At 40.7% G+C, this 18,414-nt stretch carries 17 protein-coding genes; 8 read left to right on the top strand and 9 right to left on the bottom strand.

Annotated elements, in window-relative coordinates; translation table 11 throughout:
* Positions 1-2: 2 nt before the first annotated feature.
* From PARC_RS17005 to lptM, 5 genes are all read right to left on the bottom strand, one after another.
* Positions 3-947 (bottom strand): tyrosine recombinase XerC, encoded by a 945-nt coding sequence (locus tag PARC_RS17005; protein ID WP_010554563.1) that lies wholly within the window; start codon positions 945-947, stop codon positions 3-5.
* A complete protein-coding gene (locus PARC_RS17000; RefSeq protein WP_010554564.1) occupies positions 944-1,555 on the bottom strand; it encodes a DUF484 family protein in 612 nt (203 codons plus the stop codon). The genes PARC_RS17005 and PARC_RS17000 overlap by 4 nt, the downstream gene beginning before the upstream one ends.
* Positions 1,552-2,382: a diaminopimelate epimerase gene (gene dapF / locus PARC_RS16995; RefSeq protein WP_007580548.1), complete on the bottom strand. Its 831-nt coding sequence runs from the start codon at positions 2,380-2,382 to the stop codon at positions 1,552-1,554. Before dapF ends, PARC_RS17000 begins: the two co-directional genes overlap by 4 nt.
* 64 nt (positions 2,383-2,446) lie before the next feature.
* On the bottom strand, positions 2,447-3,700 hold the full coding sequence (gene lysA / locus PARC_RS16990) for a diaminopimelate decarboxylase (RefSeq protein WP_007580550.1): 1,254 nt from the start codon (positions 3,698-3,700) through the stop codon (positions 2,447-2,449).
* Complete coding sequence (gene lptM / locus PARC_RS16985; protein ID WP_010554565.1) at positions 3,701-3,895, bottom strand: LPS translocon maturation chaperone LptM; 195 nt, start codon at positions 3,893-3,895, stop codon at positions 3,701-3,703.
* Positions 3,896-4,236: 341 nt separating this feature from the next.
* Here lptM and cyaY point away from each other — a divergent pair, with 341 nt between their 5' ends.
* The 8 genes from cyaY (at position 4,237) to add (ending at position 14,002) form a co-directional block, all read left to right on the top strand.
* The gene (cyaY, locus tag PARC_RS16980; protein ID WP_002960979.1) at positions 4,237-4,560 is read left to right on the top strand and encodes an iron donor protein CyaY; all 324 of its coding nucleotides are present in this window, start codon (positions 4,237-4,239) and stop codon (positions 4,558-4,560) included.
* The gene (locus PARC_RS16975) at positions 4,557-5,213 is read left to right on the top strand and encodes an alpha/beta hydrolase (RefSeq protein ID WP_010554566.1); all 657 of its coding nucleotides are present in this window, start codon (positions 4,557-4,559) and stop codon (positions 5,211-5,213) included. The genes cyaY and PARC_RS16975 overlap by 4 nt, the downstream gene beginning before the upstream one ends.
* A gap of 22 nt (positions 5,214-5,235) precedes the next feature.
* Positions 5,236-6,213: a DUF2914 domain-containing protein gene (locus PARC_RS16970; protein ID WP_010554567.1), complete on the top strand. Its 978-nt coding sequence runs from the start codon at positions 5,236-5,238 to the stop codon at positions 6,211-6,213.
* Between the two features lie 35 nt (positions 6,214-6,248).
* Positions 6,249-7,187, top strand: coding sequence for a hydroxymethylbilane synthase (gene hemC / locus PARC_RS16965; protein WP_010554568.1), 939 nt, complete (start codon positions 6,249-6,251; stop codon positions 7,185-7,187).
* Positions 7,188-9,029, top strand: a complete 1,842-nt coding sequence (locus PARC_RS16960) for a uroporphyrinogen-III C-methyltransferase (protein WP_010554569.1) — start codon at positions 7,188-7,190, stop codon at positions 9,027-9,029.
* Positions 9,026-10,135, top strand: coding sequence for a heme biosynthesis HemY N-terminal domain-containing protein (locus tag PARC_RS16955; RefSeq protein WP_010554570.1), 1,110 nt, complete (start codon positions 9,026-9,028; stop codon positions 10,133-10,135). The genes PARC_RS16960 and PARC_RS16955 overlap by 4 nt, the downstream gene beginning before the upstream one ends.
* A 51-nt stretch (positions 10,136-10,186) precedes the next feature.
* Positions 10,187-12,874, top strand: a complete 2,688-nt coding sequence (locus PARC_RS16950) for a CHASE domain-containing protein (protein ID WP_010554571.1) — start codon at positions 10,187-10,189, stop codon at positions 12,872-12,874.
* A 126-nt stretch (positions 12,875-13,000) separates the two neighbouring features.
* Positions 13,001-14,002 carry an adenosine deaminase gene (add, locus tag PARC_RS16945; RefSeq protein WP_007580566.1) on the top strand — a complete coding sequence of 334 codons (1,002 nt, stop codon included), beginning with the start codon at positions 13,001-13,003 and terminating at the stop codon, positions 14,000-14,002.
* A 51-nt stretch (positions 14,003-14,053) separates the two neighbouring features.
* Here the strand turns inward: add and PARC_RS16940 are convergent, their stop codons facing one another.
* The 4 genes from PARC_RS16940 to ubiD all read right to left on the bottom strand — a co-directional run bounded on the left by PARC_RS16940 (position 14,054) and on the right by ubiD (position 18,373).
* Entirely contained in the window at positions 14,054-15,379 is a 1,326-nt protein-coding gene (locus tag PARC_RS16940; RefSeq protein ID WP_096058058.1) for an IS4 family transposase, read from the bottom strand.
* Between the two features lie 125 nt (positions 15,380-15,504).
* Positions 15,505-15,915 carry a CBS domain-containing protein gene (locus PARC_RS16935; protein ID WP_007580571.1) on the bottom strand — a complete coding sequence of 137 codons (411 nt, stop codon included), beginning with the start codon at positions 15,913-15,915 and terminating at the stop codon, positions 15,505-15,507.
* 168 nt (positions 15,916-16,083) lie between these two features.
* Complete coding sequence (gene fre, locus PARC_RS16930) at positions 16,084-16,797, bottom strand: NAD(P)H-flavin reductase (protein WP_010555428.1); 714 nt, start codon at positions 16,795-16,797, stop codon at positions 16,084-16,086.
* A gap of 109 nt (positions 16,798-16,906) precedes the next feature.
* Entirely contained in the window at positions 16,907-18,373 is a 1,467-nt protein-coding gene (ubiD, locus tag PARC_RS16925) for a 4-hydroxy-3-polyprenylbenzoate decarboxylase (protein ID WP_007580574.1), read from the bottom strand.
* Positions 18,374-18,414 lie beyond the last annotated feature (41 nt).

Genomic DNA, 18,414 nt, shown 5'->3' with positions numbered 1-18,414 from the left:
TCCTAATCAGTTCGTTTTTTTGCGCGAGGGTGAGTGTTGTCGTACACCTTGGCTAAATGTTGAAAATCTAAATGTGTATACACTTGTGTAGCCGACAAACTGCTGTGCCCTAGTAATTCTTGCACGGCGCGTAAATCACCAGACGATTCTAAAATATGTGACGCAAACGAGTGGCGCAGCTTGTGCGGGTGAACTTGCGAGCTAATGCCTTGTTTTATTCCCCACTCTTGCATACGCAGGCGCACTTGGCGAATCGAAATACGATTTTTTTGGCTACTTAAAAATACTGCTATTTCATCGGGCTTTGCAAACTGAGGGCGTATTGTGAGCCATTTTTTTAATGCGTCTAACGCTTTTTTACCCACCGGAATTAATCGCTCTTTATTGCCTTTACCACGCACTAAAATTTCGCCATTAGCAGCGCTAATATCTTGCATGTTAGCGCCAACTAATTCGCTTATACGCAGCCCTGATGAATACATAAGCTCCATCATTGCTTTATCTCTAATTGCGAGAGGCTCGTCGTCGGGTATTTCGAGTAAGCGTGCCATTTGATCCACATCGAGATTTTTAGGTAGGGGCTTTGCAAACTTAGGACCTTTTATACCCACCGCCGGATTATGGTAATGCGATTGCTCGGCAATATTTTTTGCTTTTAAAAACTTATATAAGCTGCGAATACAACTGAGCTTTAAGCTAATTGTACGGCCACTTAATTGTTTTGAGCGTAGTGCCATGCTGTAGCGGCGAATATGCTCGCCTTGCACGCCAAACCAGTCATCACATAATTTGCTAAAATAAAGGGCTGCAAAGCCAAGCTGGCTTACATATTGATTAACTGTGTGCGCTGAATATTGCTTTTCAAACTTTAAATAATCGCTAAATAGCGTTATGGGTGTACGCCAACTGTCGCTTAACTGGGTAGTATTAGGCGCATCGTCACTCATGTTAGTTTTTGCAACCGCAGGTGTAATGCGTTTATAAAGTCGAGCACAAACAGGTTATCTTGAGCGGGCTCAAAGTGGTTTACGTTACTGCTACCAAACGCCAAAATAGCGATAGGGTGTTTAGTGTCGCCAATTAAATAAATAGCGACAGATTGTGTATCTTCACTAAATAATAATTCGCGCTCTTGCTGATTAATACGCCCTAAATAATGCCCAGAATGGGTAAGGCGATGCGCAATAAGTTCGTCGTATTTGGGATTATATTTTACTAATTTGCAGTCGTTAACATCTTCACTTGAGCATATTATATTACGCAGATTATTTGCAAGAGTGTCAAAATCGTCATGATTCCAAAGTTGGCGATGGCACTGGCTAAACAAACGATATACAAGCTCGTTTTGCGTTGCATGCTTGCTCATAGCGTCTATTTGGTTTTTTAAAAGCGTGTTGTGCTCGCGTAATTGGCGTTGCTGAATATGTACCAGCGACGTTGCACCTTGAGCTTGCTGTTGCAGCTCAAGTTGTGCGAGTAGCTCCGGGTGCTGAACCAAAAAATCAGGATGTTGATGTAAGTAATCAATAACCTGTTCTTTACTTAGCTCGCTCATAGCGCTACTTGCCCGTCGAACACATGCTCTGCGGGGCCAGTCATGCGTACTGGGTGACCTTCGCCACTCCAACGTACTTGTAAGCTACCGCCTGGTAAATCTACTTGAACGGTTGTTGATAACTTATTTTGCATATGACCAATAACCATTGCTGCACACGCACCTGTGCCACAGGCTAGGGTTTCGTTAACGCCGCGCTCCCACACTCTTAATTTAATGTGTTCATGCGATACAACTTGCATAAAGCCAATGTTCGCTTTTTGCGGAAAACGTTCGTGGTTTTCAAGTAATGGACCCAATATATCAACTTGCGCGGTGGTTACGTCGTCAACTTCTAGCACGCAATGCGGGTTACCCATAGATACCGCGCCACTAAATACAGTGTGTTCTTCGGTTCTAATAATATAAGTAAGCTCACGCTTGCTCGCTTTTAAAGGGATTTTACTTGGCTCAAAATTTGGATGACCCATGTTAACCGTTACTTGACCGTCTTTTTCTATGTAGAGCGTTAAGTTGCCCGACTTGGTCGACACAGTAATTTTATGCTTGTTAGTAAGGCCCTTCATACGTACAAAGCGGGCAAAACAGCGTGCGCCGTTACCGCATTGTTCTACTTCGGTACCATCGGCATTAAATATTCGATAATGAAAGTCGAGATCAGGAGAGTATGGCGCTTCAACCATTAGCAATTGGTCAAAGCCAATGCCAAAATGGCGATCTGCCAGTTTTTTGATTTGATCTCGCGACAAAAAAACATTTTGTGTAATGTTATCAATCACAACAAAGTCGTTGCCTAAGCCGTGCATTTTGGAAAAATTAACTAACATAGCGCTCTAATTCGGTTTTGCTCTGTGCTAATCATGCCACAGAGCAGCTAGTAGACAAAAACGTTTATGGTAAAACTTTCTCACCTTGATAAAGGCTTTCAATAGTTTCGCGTTCACGAATAAGATGGTGCTGCTGACCATCTACCATTATTTCTGCAACACGCGGGCGCGAGTTGTAGTTTGAACTCATGGTAAAGCCATATGCACCAGCACTTCGTTGTGCGAGTAAGTCGCCTTGTTTAAGCGCTAGTTCACGATCTTTTCCTAAAAAGTCGCCGGTTTCGCACACCGGACCCACAATATCAAAGTTGTGAGTCGGTGTTTCGTCGTCGCGAACTGATACCGGAATGATTTTTTGCCACGCTTGATAAAGCGCAGGGCGAAGCATGTCGTTCATACCTGCATCTACAATGGCAAAGAATTTGTCTTGGTTTTGTTTAATAAATTCAACTTGAGTAACTAAAATACCTGCGTTAGCTGCAATAGCGCGCCCTGGTTCAAAAATTAGTTCAAGGTGTTTATAGTTAGCTAAGCGCTCGGTAACTTGCGCTGCATATTCACTTGGGTGCGGTGGTTGCTCGTTGTTATATGGCACGCCTAAACCGCCACCAATATCTAAGTGAGTTAGCTCAATACCGTTGGTTTTTAGCTCATCAATAAGCGCCATGAGTTTATCAAGGGCTTCTAAAAATGGTCTTACTTCAGTTAATTGAGAGCCAATATGGCAATCAACACCAATAATTTTTAAACCAGGTAAAGCCGCTGCTTGTTGATAAACACTTACTGCAGTTTGTATATCAATACCAAATTTATTTTCTTTTAAACCAGTAGAAATATACGGATGTGTTTTTGCATCTATGTCGGGGTTTACGCGAATAGAAATAGGCGCTTCTAGGTTAAGCTCGCAAGCCACTTCAGAAATACGCTCAAGCTCAGAGGCTGATTCAACGTTAAAACATTTAATGCCCAGTTTTAATGCGTAAGCTATTTCGTCAGACGTTTTCGCCACGCCCGAAAAAACCACTTTAGAAGCATCGCCTCCCGCTTTAATTACACGCGCAAGTTCGCCTTTGGATACAATATCAAAACCCGATCCTAGGCGCGCTAATATATTAAGCACGGCTATATTTGAGTTTGCTTTTACGGCGTAACATACCAAGCTTTTATGATTCTTAGTGGCGTTAGCAAACGCTAAGTAATGGCGCTCAAATGTAGCACGCGAGTACACATAACACGGCGTACCGTATTGCTGCGCTATGCTTGCCACACTGACGTCTTCGGCAAATAATTGGTTGTTTTTGTAGTTAAAATAATCCATTTATTGCTCCTGACTTTGCGATGTTTTGACTTGCTCAGCGGTAGTGGCTGGTTTAGCTGTATTTTGAGGTTGGTTTTGCTCTGTTTGTTGCTCTGGTAAATATAACGGACCGCTTTGTCCGCAGCCAGCTAAGGCGCTTAACAGTACAGTGCTTATTAATAGTTTTTTTAATTGTAAGGTATGTGTCGCTTTCATTAGATTAATACGGTTGCTGGCTTTATAATCGCAGAGTAACAGAATATCTAAAAAATGCAGCTATTCGCGGATGATTTTATTCCTGTTACACTAGGACTTGTTTATCTCTCGAGGTTGAATTTGCGCTGCCCGTTGGGTTCGTCCTAGGAACGATTTACTCTTTGTTGCTCGGTTTTAACTTAGTCCACTAGGTTACAAATCTCGCGCCGCGATTAAATCGCCCCTAGATAGAACAAATTTCAATCCTGAAAGGTTAACAAGCCCTAGCTGCACATTTTTAAAGCTAATTCAAAGCTAAAACGTACCCAATATTAGGCGGCTCGCCTGCAAAGGAAATAACAATGACTGAACACGAATATCACCAATTAGCCGAAGCTCTTATGTTCACTATTGAAGAGCAGGTTGATGATTGCGAAGCTGATTTAGATTACGAATCGGCACAAGGTATTTTAGAAATTATTTTTCCTGATAAAAGTAAAATAGTGATTAACAAGCAAGCACCTCTTCATCAAGTATGGGTTGCGACTAAGTTTAACGGACATCATTTTGAAATGCGTGATGGGTTATGGATTGATAACCGTTCTGGCGCTGAATTTTGGGCGTTTATAAATGAAGCCTCAACTCGCCAAGCAGGCCAAGAAGTTAAGTGGCAATCATCACTATGAGTTTAGAATTTGTAGAATATGCAGCCCAAAGTGAGCACAAAGCAACGGTTATTTGGTTACATGGTTTAGGTGACTCTGGGGATGGTTTTGCGCCAGTAGCTCCGCAGCTTAATTTACCAAGTGAGCTTGGTATACGGTTTGTTTTTCCGCATGCGCCAGTACAACCGGTCACCATAAATGGTGGTATGGAAATGCGCTCTTGGTACGATATTAAATCTATAGAATTAGATAAGCGTGCCGATGAACAAGGCGTAAGGGATTCGGCTGCAAAGGTAGAAGAGTTAATTAATACAGAAATTGCTAATGGCATACCTGCTAATAAAATTATTTTAGCTGGTTTTTCTCAAGGTGGTGTTGTGTCTCTGCATTTAGCACCGCGCTTTGAGCAAAAGCTTGGGGGGGTTATGGCGCTTTCTACTTATATGTGTGTGCCGCAAAAATTTGCTGATGAAGCAAAGCATACTGATTTAAACGTATTTATGGCTCATGGTAGCCAAGATAACGTTGTACCGCATAGTGCGGGAAGAAGTGCGTTTGAAGTATTAACAGCACATAACATGGATGTAAGCTGGCAAGAATACCCAATGGCTCACCAAGTTTGCGCAGAAGAATTGCAAGCTATTCGCCAATGGTTAATTGCTCGTTTAAGCTAATTTTGGAACCGCTGAGGTCAATATGAGTCAAAAAATAGTTATTAAAGCAAATGTTAAACGCGAACTACATGAGAGAGTACCAACGGTAAGCTACGAGTGGAATTGGCGTCGTATTGTGAGTATTGCTATGTTGGTATTAATGACCTCTGCAGCAGTTGTGTATGGCTTAACAACGTCAGCCAGTGCAGAGCAAGGTGAGCATCCAAATGAGCAGGAGCAATTTTTAAGCTTTAGCAGTAACGCTCAAAACCAGACAAACTTTGAAGTAACGGATGTTGAGTCTGAATCATCAATAAACAATACCCCTAATGAGTCTGCAGAGGTAATGCAAGCTCGGATTGAACCGTTGTCAGCTGAGCAAAATGAGGCTCAACTAAGCATTTCAAGTAATACATCTGATGAAGCTGAGCTTGTAAATAATCCCCCTGTTTTATTGGCTAACAACGATAGTGTTACTGAACAAAGCGAAAGCATTAATACAGAGTTAAACTCAAACCTTGATAATGATGTGCAAGAAGAAACCGCAGAAGCTCAAAACGTAGCTGAGCTAGCCAGTCAAAGCGACTTACTTTTAGAGTTAGAAAGTGATGATGGCGCATTGAGTGGCACTGAAGGTTTTTCGCCGACAGCACAAGTGGCAAGTGTGGCTTTGGGCGCGCAAATAGACACGAGTAAAATTAGCCGTGCGGTACTTACTCGTAAAGTAAGTAAGCGTGAGCCCACTAATGTGTTTGCTGCTGATATTCGATTAAGTCAGTTTGATGAAGGCGTATCGTTTTTTAGTGAGATTAAGAACCTTCAAGGCCAGCAAGTTAAGCATGTTTGGTCGTTTGAGGGTGAGACTATGGCTGAAATTACACTTAATGTTACTTCGCCTCGCTACAGAACGTACTCAACAAAAAATATCATGGACACACAAACAGGCCATTGGCGTGTTGATGTAGTTGATGAGCAAGGTAATTTAATTGCCCAAAAAGAATTTAGAATTTTAGCTGACTAAAACTAGCTAAACGCAGTAATTAATTGGATACCCCTATGACAGAAAAAACAAAATTAGTACGCATCGCAACGCGCAAAAGCGCCTTAGCACTTTGGCAGGCCGAATTTGTAAAAGCAGAGCTTGAGCGTTTTCATGCAGATGTGCGCGTAGAATTAGTCCCAATGTCGACGCAAGGGGATATAATTTTAGATACGCCATTGGCTAAAATTGGCGGTAAAGGCTTATTTGTTAAAGAGCTAGAGCAAGCCATGTTAGATGGCCGAGCTGATATTGCCGTGCATTCTATGAAGGACGTGCCAGTAGAGTTCCCAGAAGGATTAGAGCTGTATACTATTTGTGAGCGTGAAGATCCGCGTGATGCGTTTGTATCAAACAATTTTGCAAATTTAAACGAGCTACCACAGGGCGCCATTGTGGGTACTTCGAGCTTACGCCGCCAGTGCCAAATTAAAGCACTTCGCCCTGATTTAGATATTCGTGATTTGCGCGGTAATGTAAATACGCGTTTAGGTAAATTAGATGATGGCCAATACGATGCTATTATTTTAGCGGCAGCGGGGCTTATTCGTTTAAAAATGAGTAAGCGTATTGCTGACTACATTGAGCCAGAAGTGTCATTACCGGCAAATGGTCAAGGCGCTGTAGGTATTGAATGTCGTATTGATGATGAAGTAACAAAAGCATTACTTGCACCACTTGAGCATACCCAAACACGTATTCGCGTAAATGCAGAGCGTTCGATGAACCGCTATTTAGAAGGTGGTTGCCAAGTTCCTATTGGTGCTTATGCATTAGTTGATGGCGAGCAGGTACATTTGCGTGGTTTAGTGGGTGCTGTTGATGGCAGCGAAATTTTACGTGACGAAGTAACAGGTCATGTAAATGACGCAGAAGAACTAGGTATTGAGCTTGCTAAAAAATTACTAGCTCAAGGCGCAGACAAAATATTAGCTGAAGTTTATAGAGACGCATAAATGACACATATTCTGATAACTCGGCCCGAAGGAAAAGGCGCAGCCCTTGCACAGCAACTTGAGCAAGCGGGTTATCAGGCGTCTTTATTTCCGGTATTAAAAATAACGCATTTAACACCCTCCAGCACTGAACTTAGTCCGCTGTTAAATGCAGATAAAATAATATTTATATCGCAAGATGCAGTCAGTGCACTTTCGCAATTAAAACCCGATATAAATACCAAAGCGCAGTTTTATGCGGTTGGACAACAAACAGCCGACATTATATATGAGCAATTTGGTGTGCGCGCAGCAGTACCAAAGCAGTATGATTCAGAAGGGTTACTTGCGCTCAAATCACTCGCCGAGGTTGATGGCAGTAATATAGTGTTAGTTAAGGGGCAAGGCGGCCGCCCTGAGTTAGCTAAAACGCTAAAAGAGCGTGGTGCTTTTTTAAATAATTGTGTTGTGTACAAACGTGAACCCACAGAGAGTATCACCCCTAACTGGACAGACCACTGGAAAAGCCAGAATGTACACGGTATAGTCATAACAAGTAATGCAGCAGTTGATGCTATATTTAAAAGCCTTACTGCACACCAACTACAATGGTTACAACAGTGCCGATTTTATGTTGCAAGCGAGCGGATAGCCGCTTATTTAAAGTTGCAACAGGTAAGTTCGGCTAATATACACATTGCAGCAGGGGCTAGCGATAATGCTATGTTTACCTGCATAAATCAGCAAGGTAGCAACATGAGCGAACAGTCAAAGCCAGTTACGGCAGAAAAAGCCACATCAACAATAGCTAACCCGGCCTCAGCTAAATCAGCTAAGCAAGAGCCAGCAGCTACAAAAAATACGACAGAAAAAAACAAACAAAAGGTAAGTAAGGTTGCAGCACTTGCGCTTCTTATTTCGTTAATTGTGGCCTCTGGTGTTGGATACGAGTTTTATCAAAAATTAAATGCTGGTAAGGCGCAAAACCTAGCCGTTAATGAGTTAAGCGAGCAAAATAAGTTACTCGTTCAAGAGCTGCAAGCACTTAAATCGGCGCAATCTAATTTGCAGCAAGCGCTGTTTAATAGTGAGAAAAAAGTAGCCGCAACCCTAAGTGAAAGTGCAGCTCAAAATCAGCAAGAGCTAAAAGCAGCCCTGCAAAAAGCGCAGCAACAAGGCTCGTCTTTAAACCCACAAGAAGTAACCAGCTTACAGCGTATGGCTGAATTTAAACTATGGGCTGAAAAAGATTACCAAGGCACTAGTGCTGTTTTAAAGCGCTTAGATGCATTACTTAGCGAACACCCAGGAACAGTTGAAGTTCGCCAAGCTATTATGCAAGACATACAAACACTTGATAGCCTTAAACCTATAGCAACAGAGGCTATTTATTTACAGCTAAACAGTGCACTTAATAGCGTTGATAATTTAGTTTTTAATGCGGTTAACTTGCCAGAAGAAGCGGCTGCAATAGATGAAAATGCTTTAAGTGATGACGTGAGTGATTGGCAGCAAAACCTGAGTAATAGCTGGAATAAAATTGTGGATAGCTTTATTACTATTCGCCAGCACGAAGGTGTTTCCATTGAGCCATTACTTACAGATCAAGAGCGCCATTTAATTAATCAACGAATCAAGCTTAATATAACTCAGGCACAAGATGCACTTATGAGTAAGCAGGCGAGTATTTTCTTTAGCGCCTTAAGTGAAGCAAAACGTTTAGTTGGTGAGTACTTTAAGCAAGACGATGATGCAACCAAAACGGTACTTAAAGCGTTGTCTAAACTCGAAAAAGAGCAGCTTAATTTTAATCCAAAAATAACCTTAAATAGTACACAAAAGGTTAAGGAGTGGGCGCAATGATAGGGCTAATTATTTTAATTGTAGCTATTGTTGTTGTACTAGCGGTTACTCCATTTGTGCTAGATGAAAAAGGTTATGTACTTATTTCATTTAACAATACGACGATAGAAGGCACGATAGTATCGTTTTGTATAATGGCAGTCATTACCGCTGTTGTTTTATATTTAACATATAAGCTAATCCGCTACTTATTATCGATTTATCATAATACTAAACATGGCTTTTTTGCACGTAGCCAAGAGCGCAAACAAGTAGCTATTGAGCAGGCTCTGTGGAGTGCTATTAATGATGATTATGAGCATGTAGAGCAGGCTCTATCGGGTAATAGCGTACCAGATAAGTTTGAAGATATTCGCTTAGCATTACTTGCAAAAGCAGCGCTTGCTAATAATCAAACAGATAAAGCACTTGAGCGTTTATTTGAAATAAGCCCAGAGCATCAATTAAAAGTAGCAAAGCTATGGTTGGCAAGTGGCGACAGTAGCGCGATTGAATCACAAATGCGTATTAGCGCAGAAGCTAAAAAAGCCACCGCACTTGAGTTAAAACTTTATGCAGAAGTATTAGTACAGCAACAACACTTTAGTGCGCTGGAAGATTTTTTGCCGCGTTTATTACGCAAAAAAGCACTTACTGATGCACAGTGGACGCAGTTATTTAGTGCCTACTTTAATGCGTTAGATGCAGACAAACTGAGTGAAAAATATAAACAGCTACCGAAAAAGCTGCAAGCTCATGCCCACACCGCATATTTAATGCAAATGGCGCAAGCAGGTCAATTGGCTGCTATTGAAAGTGACTTAATTAAAATGGTTAAGCACAATGAGCAACACTTAGAGCTTGCCAATATATTAAGTAAAGCAACAGCAGCCGATGCGCCTAAGTTGCAAATAAACATACAAGAACGCCTTAAAAAGGATGATTCAAATAATTCACTATTACTTGCGCTGGCTTGCCTTGCTAATGCTAAAGGTGATTATGACTTAGCAGCTAGAATTTTTGATAAAGCACTGAATAGTGACAATAAAAAACAGTTCTCTGAACAAGCTGTTTTAAGTTATAAAAATAGTGCACAAGCAGAAAAGGCGCTCGTTTTATATCAATAAATGACTACACTATAACTACTTAGCATTTTTTGTAGTTCAGGAGCACAAGCATTGAGAAAGTTTTTAATATTAACCCTTAGCTTGGCTTGTGCTTACTTTTTTACTGGGTATTTTAGCAACTCACTTCTTTCTGTAGATGGCTATGCGGTCGCCTCTTGGCCGCCCTCAGGAATTGCTTTAGCGAGCTTTTTAATTTGGGGACGTAAGTCATTTATTGGCCTTATTCTTGGTGCTTTCTGTACTAACTTAATTCATCTTGATAACACCGTAGATATTCTTCATTTTAATGTGCTTTTACAAGCTATTTGCGTCACTTTAGCCTCTGTTTTACAGGCTTGGATTGGTCGTCAAATTATAGTAAATGTTATAAAGGCTCCACTAGATTTATCTTCTTTAAAACACAGTGTGCAGAGCTTAATAGTAGCAGGACCAATATGCTGTGTTATTGCTGCAGGTGTGGGAACTAGTTTATTAGCATTGAATAATGTGATCCCTACGCATGCTATTTTTGATAGCTTTATAGCATGGTGGATTGGCGACAGTATCGGTGTACTTATATTTACTCCACTCATGCTCGCAGCCTTTAATTACACGCAAGTACGCCACCGTATGTTGGTAATTTTACCTTCACTATTAATTTATATACTAATCAGCGTTAGTTTTTATGGCGCTGCCAGTGTTAAAAAAGAAAAAGACATTCAAAAGCAAGAAGCCAAAATACTTACTGTGCAAAATGCTATAAGCCAGAAGCTCGATGGTATTACTGCTCACTTAGGATTGTTAGCTACATTTTTTGCTAGTAGTAATGACGTGAACTTTAAAGAGTTTAAACAATTTACTTCAAAGCAGTTGGACTATAGCCAAGAAATTTTAGCATTTGAATGGATACCTTATGTACCAGCAAATAAACTCGCAGATTTTGAAACACATGAAAATACAGCCACAGGCAAACCTTTATATATAAAAGAAAAGTCACTTGATGGAGGTTGGCAACCTGCAGGTACGCGTAGTAATTACTTTCCTGTAAAATATGTATATCCCTTAAAAGATAATGAAGGTGTTTTAGGGTTTGATTTAGCTTCTAGTAAAGTAAGAGGTGCAGCGCTTAGCAAAGCGAAAGAGCTTAATGAACTTGCACTAAGTGAGCCAATTAATTTAGTCCAAAATACAGCTGAAGACGGTGTACTCTTTTTATATCCTGTTTTTGGAGAGTCGTCTACCGAAGATGATTTTCAAGGTTTTGTGGCAGCGATTGTTAGTCTGAAACGCTTATCGCAAACACTATTATTTGATCACAACAACTCAATTTCAGTCAGTTTTTTTGATACAACGATACCAGGGAAAAAGCAGGCAATTTATATTGCCGATACCGATAACTCGCAAACGCTGTTTAAAGAATATCAATTGTTGATTGGCAAACGCATGTGGCAGGTCGAGTTATATGAACCAATAGTTAGAACGTCTTGGTTAATGTATTGGCTTGCACAAATAGTAGGTATGTTGTTTGTGTGGTTACTGATTACATTTTTGATTTCAGTTACAGGTACAAACATACAAATTCGCGAACAAGTGGCTAAGCAAACGCATACATTACGCAAAGAAAAACAAAAAGCAGATGAAGCGAGTCATATTAAAGGACAGTTTTTAGCAAACATGAGTCACGAAGTCCGCACCCCTATTAACGGTATAAAAGGGCTGCATTATTTAGCGCTGCAACAGAATGATTGGCAACAAGCAAGGAGTTACATTGAACAAGCAGATGGAGCACTGGGTGTTTTACTGCGGGTATTAAACGATGTGCTCGACTTTTCAAAAATGGAAGCAGGCAAGCTAGACTTAATGCAAGAGCCTATTAACGTAGCGAGTTTAGCGGATGAAATGCTTAATTTACTTCAGTTTGAAGCTGACATTAAATCAATAAAGTTAAGTCTCGATTTTGATAAAACATCAAATTTGGTCATTAATACCGATCCAATCCGCTTAAAACAAGTGCTGCTGAATCTGCTCAATAATGCGGTTAAATTTACAGGGGAAGGTGAGATCACTCTGAAAATTTGGCAGTCGAAAAAAATGACTTACTTTAGTATTAACGATACGGGTATTGGTATTAGTAGCGAAGCACAAAAACAATTGTTTAAACCGTTTGCGCAAGCCGATAGCTCAACCTCACGTCAATATGGTGGTACAGGCTTAGGGTTAAGTATTTGCAGAAAGCTGGTTGAGTTAATGGGTGGTGCAATTGATTTAGTTAGTTATGAAGGCAAAGGTTCTACATTTACATTTAGTTTGCCGCTTATATCGCCTTTACCAAAGGCAGAGCAAATTCAACAGCAATACGACGAAATAGATGTAAGTACCTTATCATTCGCAAACTATAAGTTACTTTTAGTCGAAGATAACCCACTTAACCAGCATGTTGCCAGTGCCATTTTAAAAACAAAAGGGTGTATTGCCTACATTGCTAATGATGGTTTTGAAGCCATAGAAAAGCTAACCGAAAATAGCTACGACATTGTTCTTATGGATATTCAGATGCCAAAAATGGATGGACTCCAAGCAACAAAAGTAATTCGTTGTGATTTAGGGTTAATTGATTTACCCATAATAGGGCTATCGGCGAACGCCCATGACGATGACGTTAAAAAGGCATTAGCCTCTGGAATGAATAGTTATATTACCAAACCTATTGATGCAAATACGCTTTTTAAAACTCTTTGGCACTATTTATCAAATAAATAAGTAACGTTATTTTTTGCACAAAAAGCAGACATATGACCGCTTAAACTTAACGCAAACCATATAGACTTGAAAAATAACTATATCTGCGTATCATGCGCGCAAATTTAACTAAACTGGGTTGCTATTATGATCAATAGAAAATTACCTTTGCTAGATATTCACCGTCATTTAGATGGTAATGTACGTGCGCAAACCATATTAGAACTTGGTCGTCAGTTTAATATAGAGTTACCTGCAGATAACGTTGAGGCATTAATTCCTCATGTTCAAGTTATTGACCCTGAGCCAAACCTTATGGCTTTTTTACAAAAGTTAGATTGGGGTGTCACTGTACTTGGCGACTACGATGCGTGTAGACGCATAGCGATTGAAAACATTGAAGATGCACAAGCACAAGGCCTTGATTATGTAGAGCTTCGATTTAGCCCTTACTACATGGCACAAAGCCAAGGTTTACACCCAGAAGGGGTTGTAGAGGCGGTTGTTGATGGTATTAAATCAGCAACAAAGGGTGCAAATATAAAAGCTAACTTGATTGGTATTTTATCGCGTACTTATGGCGTAAAAACATGTCAAAAAGAGCTTGATGCTTTACTCGCATTTAAAAATGATTTAGTCGCTGTTGATTTAGCCGGTGACGAAATTGGCTTTCCTGGTGAGTTGTTTGTAGAGCACTTTAAACAAGTACGAAATGCTTATTTAGCTTCGACTATTCATGCTGGAGAGGCACTCGGTGCACCAAGTATTTGGCAAGCAATTAATGAGCTAGGTGCAAGCCGAATAGGGCATGGCGTTAAAGCTATTGAAGATCCAAAACTAATGGATTACTTACGCGATAACCGTATTGGTATTGAGTCGTGCTTAACAAGTAATATTCAAACCAGTACAGTAAACGATTTAGCTAAGCACCCACTTAAACAGTTTTTAGATCACGGTATTTTAGCGTGTATTAATACTGATGACCCTGCGGTTGAAGGCATTGAAATTGAGTACGAATATACCGTTGCAGCACCTAAAGCGGGCTTATCTCAAGCTGATATGGAAAAAGCCCAAAAAAATGCATTAGAAATAGCATTTTTAAGCGATGGCGATAAAAAAGAGCTTTCAGCAATCGTTAGCGCACGTTAACTCTATTTAATACACATTAAAAATGCCGCTTTATAAGCTAACACCATTCAGTTAAGCATGCTTTGACTTAATGGTGTACCGAGTTTTTGAAATTCGAACGGTCCTACTTTTGGGCCGTTTTCTTTTTTCTGGAAGAATATAACGTTTCACTCGTTCTCGCATTGCCCTTAATTTCTTTGGAATTGAACCTGGCGAAGCGATGGCACACCAGAGTATTTCATCCTGTATATCCCGCAAAGCCATGACAAAACTAATTCTCAGCGGGGAGACTTTAGCCTCTTTGGCTATTCGACTTATCTCTACTCGAATTAAATTGTAGGCTAGCAATATACCCCATAACTCTTGATTGACTCCATCCACAGTCTGACTACGCAAAAGAATACTATCCTCAAGCATCTGGTGTTTTATTTCTCCATAGCTATTTTCAATTTCCCAGCGTTCGAAATAGACATCAAGAATGGCCTGCGCACCAAAAGCCTGTTTATCATCCAAAGAGCACAGCAGACCTTTTATTTTTCCAGGCCCCATTGGCTCAGGATAAAGAACCAGTCTGGCCTGCCAGCACTCAGGAAGCGAAGGGTCTTGTTTTCTGGCATGCGCAGATACACTCATTTCTACTTTGAAGTCATGCTCAGAGTAAGATTCAATGACGGTGTATTGCGTGTTGCTTTTAATCGGGACCATCCAGTGCGACTGTGGGTGTTGCTTACGCCAATTAATCAGTAGCTCAGCGCTGAGATAACATCGGTCAAAAATAGTTAGACTGTTATCACTTACATGACTAAATAACTGCTTTGCGTAGTTCACCTCACCTTGATAACTGGGCCCGAAGGCAACGTGGTGTATCAACCGGCTACGCAAGGAGCTTAAGGCGCATAGGCGTACAATAGGATATTCTGTATGACGGTTTTTACTGTGCTTAATATAGTGAAAGTGCTCAGCAAGAGCAGGTGTATCAGGTGCACGAAATTGCGTTCCATCGACAGAAAATAACCGGAGTCCATACCACGTATCATCAGCATCTTCTTCTTGTGTCCAATGGGCCGCACATAGGTGAAATAAGGCTTGGAGGGGGTCGCTACTCAGGCGCTGTCTCGCTTGAGGAATAGCACTTGGAGCAACCGTATCGCCCAGGGTATCAGTGAGTGTTAAATCTAACTTCTCAACAACGTCACTAATAGAGCGGTCGCGAAAAAGACCCATTGCAATGATAAGCCAGACGACAAGCTCAGCAGGTAACTTACGTTTGCGAATACTTGCTTTATCGGTCTGCTCGAGCACATTAGAAATCCACTCAAGAGGGATATGTTTCTGAAATGTAGATAAAGAGTCAGGAGTGGCGAATATATCCGTATCAAGTAACCAATGACTAAGCATAAAAATACCCTCATAATCAAAAGATGATAAGGGTATTGTGAAGCAACCAAAAGATCGGTCAACCGATCAAAAATACCTTAACTGATCGGTGTTAGCTTTATAAGCGGCATTTTGTTATCTGCAATTTAGTGTGTTTGGCAGCTCATGTAATTATCGTAAAGTGCTTTAAGTACATCTGCTCGGCTGATCATGCCGATTACTTTAACACCCTCTACAACAGGGTAGTTTTTTGGTTTACCGGGCTGCATTTGCTCTGCAAGCTCAATAATATTGGTATCGCCGCTAACGGTCACTACCTTTGTTTGCATAAGTTGCGATACTTTAACCATCCCATCACAAAAATAACTGCTTTGCGTAAGTGGTTTTAATAGTTCTTGCTCAGATATAAATCCGACTAGGCATTTATCTTTATCAAATACTGGTGCGCCAAGTAGTTTAAATTTTTGTAGTTCTGCTATGGCTGTCGTCATTTCTGTATCTGGTGTGATATTTGGCAACTTGCGTTGCATAAAATCTTTTACTTTTGTATTTAGCATTTGGGTCTCTCCCGCTGATGTTCTATACAAAGTATGGTTTATAGATAGGGATTTAGGAAATTGTTTATGTTGATGAGATTGATAGGTTTTAACTATTGAGTATTTGTTGTTATATAAAATAAAAGCACCGATTAGGTGCCTTTATTCATAACTGAAAGTTAATTTCAATTATTTGATAAATGCGAATGCATCTGCGTACATGTTTTCACGAATTGCACCATGAGTAATAAAGTCATCACGGACAATACCTATCATGTCAAAACGACCGGCCATATAAATATCGTATGGTTCAAGTGATACAATATCTTGCATTACCGCTTTATGTACATAGCCAGTGTGACCTTGCCAATTAGCAGATGGATTTTCTACCACAGGGATAAACTCAAAGTTTTTGTGGCTATCGGCCCATGTTTGCATTTCTGTATGTGCGTATAAAGCTGACTCTTCTTTTACACCCCAGTAAAATAATACAGGACGGTCGCACTTAATTTCAGCTAAGTGATCAGCCATTGATTTTGCGTATGAAAAACCAGTGCCACCGGCAAGTAAAATAATAGGGCGCTCACATTGCAGGCGCAACTGTGAAATACCCAAGCCAGCTTCAATGTCTACTAACTGCCCAGTGGTATGGGCGTTTCGTAAATGTTCCAGCGATTGCATTGCATACGAATCGGCACCTGACGCGCCAATATGCAGTTCTATTGCATCGCACTGTGAAGGGCGACTAGCTATAGAAAAAGCACGTTTGTCTTTTTCGCTCAATACGAGTTGCATGTATTGGCCAGCTTCAAAGGTCACAGGTTGTTGTGGCTTTAAAATTACTTTGTGAACAAATTCTGTAAGTGGGCTGATAGCTACAACTTCAGCTTTTAATGTTTGCATTTTTTACCTTTTAGCAGCGCTTTAAACAGCAGATACGCAATCGAATGACTCGATTCTAGCATATCTGCAGGGTTATTTTATAGCCTGTTATGTACTTACATATAAACACTTAAAGAATATTAAGGCTTTCCCAAATATCATCTACGCGGTCTTTGGTGTCTTTATCCATAACAATAGGCTCGCCCCATTCGCGGGTGGTTTCGCCAGGCCATTTATTGGTGGCATCCATTCCCATTTTTGAACCAAGGCCAGAGACTGGCGATGCAAAATCGAGATAATCAATAGGTGTGTTTTCTATTAATGTTGTATCGCGAGCAGGATCCATTCGGGTTGTTATAGCCCAAATAACATCTTCCCAATCACGGGCATTAATATCGTCATCGCACACAATTACAAACTTGGTATACATAAACTGACGTAAGAACGACCAAACCCCCATCATCACGCGCTTGGCATGGCCAGGATATTGTTTTTTCATTGTTACAATCGCCATACGGTACGAGCACCCTTCAGGCGGCAGATAAAAGTCGACGATTTCAGGAAACTGCTTTTGTAATATTGGCACAAACACTTCATTAAGTGCTACACCTAAAATTGCAGGCTCATCAGGCGGACGGCCAGTAAATGTGCTGTGATAAATAGGATCTTTACGATGCGTTAAGTGAGTTACCGTCATAACTGGAAAGTCATCTACTTCATTATAGTAACCGGTATGGTCACCATAAGGGCCTTCTGGCGCCATTTCACCTGGCATAATGTAACCTTCAAGTACTATTTCTGCACTGGCAGGGACTTGCAAGTCATTGGAAATAGATTTCACAACTTCGGTTCTGCTACCACGTAATAAACCAGCAAATGCATATTCGCTTAATGTGTCGGGTACAGGCGTTACTGCACCCAATATAGTAGCAGGATCGGCACCTAGTGCTACCGAGACAGGGTAAGGCTGCCCTGGGTTTTCTTTACACCATTCCTGAAAATCAAGCGCGCCACCACGATGCGACAACCAACGCATAATTATTTTATTTTTGCCTAATAATTGCTGGCGATAAATACCTAAATTTTGGCGCTTTTTATAAGGCCCTTTAGTGACTGTAAGGCCCCAAGTAATTAATGGCGCTGCATCACCTGGCCAGCAATGCTGAATAGGTAATTTAGTTAAGTCTACATCATCACCTTCTAAAACTACTTGTTGGCAAGGCGCTTTTTTAACTTCTTTTGCAGGCATATTAAGCACTTGCTTAAAAATAGGTATAGCACCTAGAGCTTCTTTAATACCCTTTGGTGGATCAGGTTCTTTTAAAAAAGCGAGTAGCTTACCCACTTCGCGAAGCTCGCTAACATCTGTTTGGCCCATGCCCATTGCTACGCGTTTTGGTGTACCAAATAGGTTGGTAAGCACCGGCATATCGTAGCCTTTTGGATTTTCGAATAATAACGCAGGACCTTTAGCACGCAATGTGCGATCAGATATTTCGGTCATTTCAAGATACGGGTCGATTTCTTGGGTGATACGTTTAAGTTCGCCTTTTTTTTCAAGCAAATCGATAAAATCACGTAGATCTTTATATTTCATTGTGGGCCGCTATTAAGCAAAAGAGTTGAAGTATTATACCC

Source organism: Pseudoalteromonas arctica A 37-1-2 (genome assembly GCF_000238395.3).
Taxonomy (GTDB): domain Bacteria; phylum Pseudomonadota; class Gammaproteobacteria; order Enterobacterales; family Alteromonadaceae; genus Pseudoalteromonas; species Pseudoalteromonas arctica.
Note: the sequence above shows the minus strand (reverse complement) of the source record. Positions and strands in the feature narration are given on the sequence as shown.

Bases quoted from the DNA above. Each gene is read 5' to 3' on its own strand.
- PARC_RS17005 (WP_010554563.1), bottom strand. From the start codon at position 947: ATGAGTGACGATGCGCCTAATACTACCCAGTTAAGCGACAGTTGGCGT.
- PARC_RS17000 (WP_010554564.1), bottom strand. From the start codon at position 1,555: ATGAGCGAGCTAAGTAAAGAACAGGTTATTGATTACTTACATCAACAT.
- dapF (WP_007580548.1), bottom strand. From the start codon at position 2,382: ATGTTAGTTAATTTTTCCAAAATGCACGGCTTAGGCAACGACTTTGTT.
- lysA (WP_007580550.1), bottom strand. From the start codon at position 3,700: ATGGATTATTTTAACTACAAAAACAACCAATTATTTGCCGAAGACGTC.
- lptM (WP_010554565.1), bottom strand. From the start codon at position 3,895: ATGAAAGCGACACATACCTTACAATTAAAAAAACTATTAATAAGCACT.
- cyaY (WP_002960979.1), top strand. From the start codon at position 4,237: ATGACTGAACACGAATATCACCAATTAGCCGAAGCTCTTATGTTCACT.
- PARC_RS16975 (WP_010554566.1), top strand. From the start codon at position 4,557: ATGAGTTTAGAATTTGTAGAATATGCAGCCCAAAGTGAGCACAAAGCA.
- PARC_RS16970 (WP_010554567.1), top strand. From the start codon at position 5,236: ATGAGTCAAAAAATAGTTATTAAAGCAAATGTTAAACGCGAACTACAT.
- hemC (WP_010554568.1), top strand. From the start codon at position 6,249: ATGACAGAAAAAACAAAATTAGTACGCATCGCAACGCGCAAAAGCGCC.
- PARC_RS16960 (WP_010554569.1), top strand. From the start codon at position 7,188: ATGACACATATTCTGATAACTCGGCCCGAAGGAAAAGGCGCAGCCCTT.
- PARC_RS16955 (WP_010554570.1), top strand. From the start codon at position 9,026: ATGATAGGGCTAATTATTTTAATTGTAGCTATTGTTGTTGTACTAGCG.
- add (WP_007580566.1), top strand. From the start codon at position 13,001: ATGATCAATAGAAAATTACCTTTGCTAGATATTCACCGTCATTTAGAT.
- PARC_RS16940 (WP_096058058.1), bottom strand. From the start codon at position 15,379: ATGCTTAGTCATTGGTTACTTGATACGGATATATTCGCCACTCCTGAC.
- PARC_RS16935 (WP_007580571.1), bottom strand. From the start codon at position 15,915: ATGCTAAATACAAAAGTAAAAGATTTTATGCAACGCAAGTTGCCAAAT.
- fre (WP_010555428.1), bottom strand. From the start codon at position 16,797: ATGCAAACATTAAAAGCTGAAGTTGTAGCTATCAGCCCACTTACAGAA.
- ubiD (WP_007580574.1), bottom strand. From the start codon at position 18,373: ATGAAATATAAAGATCTACGTGATTTTATCGATTTGCTTGAAAAAAAA.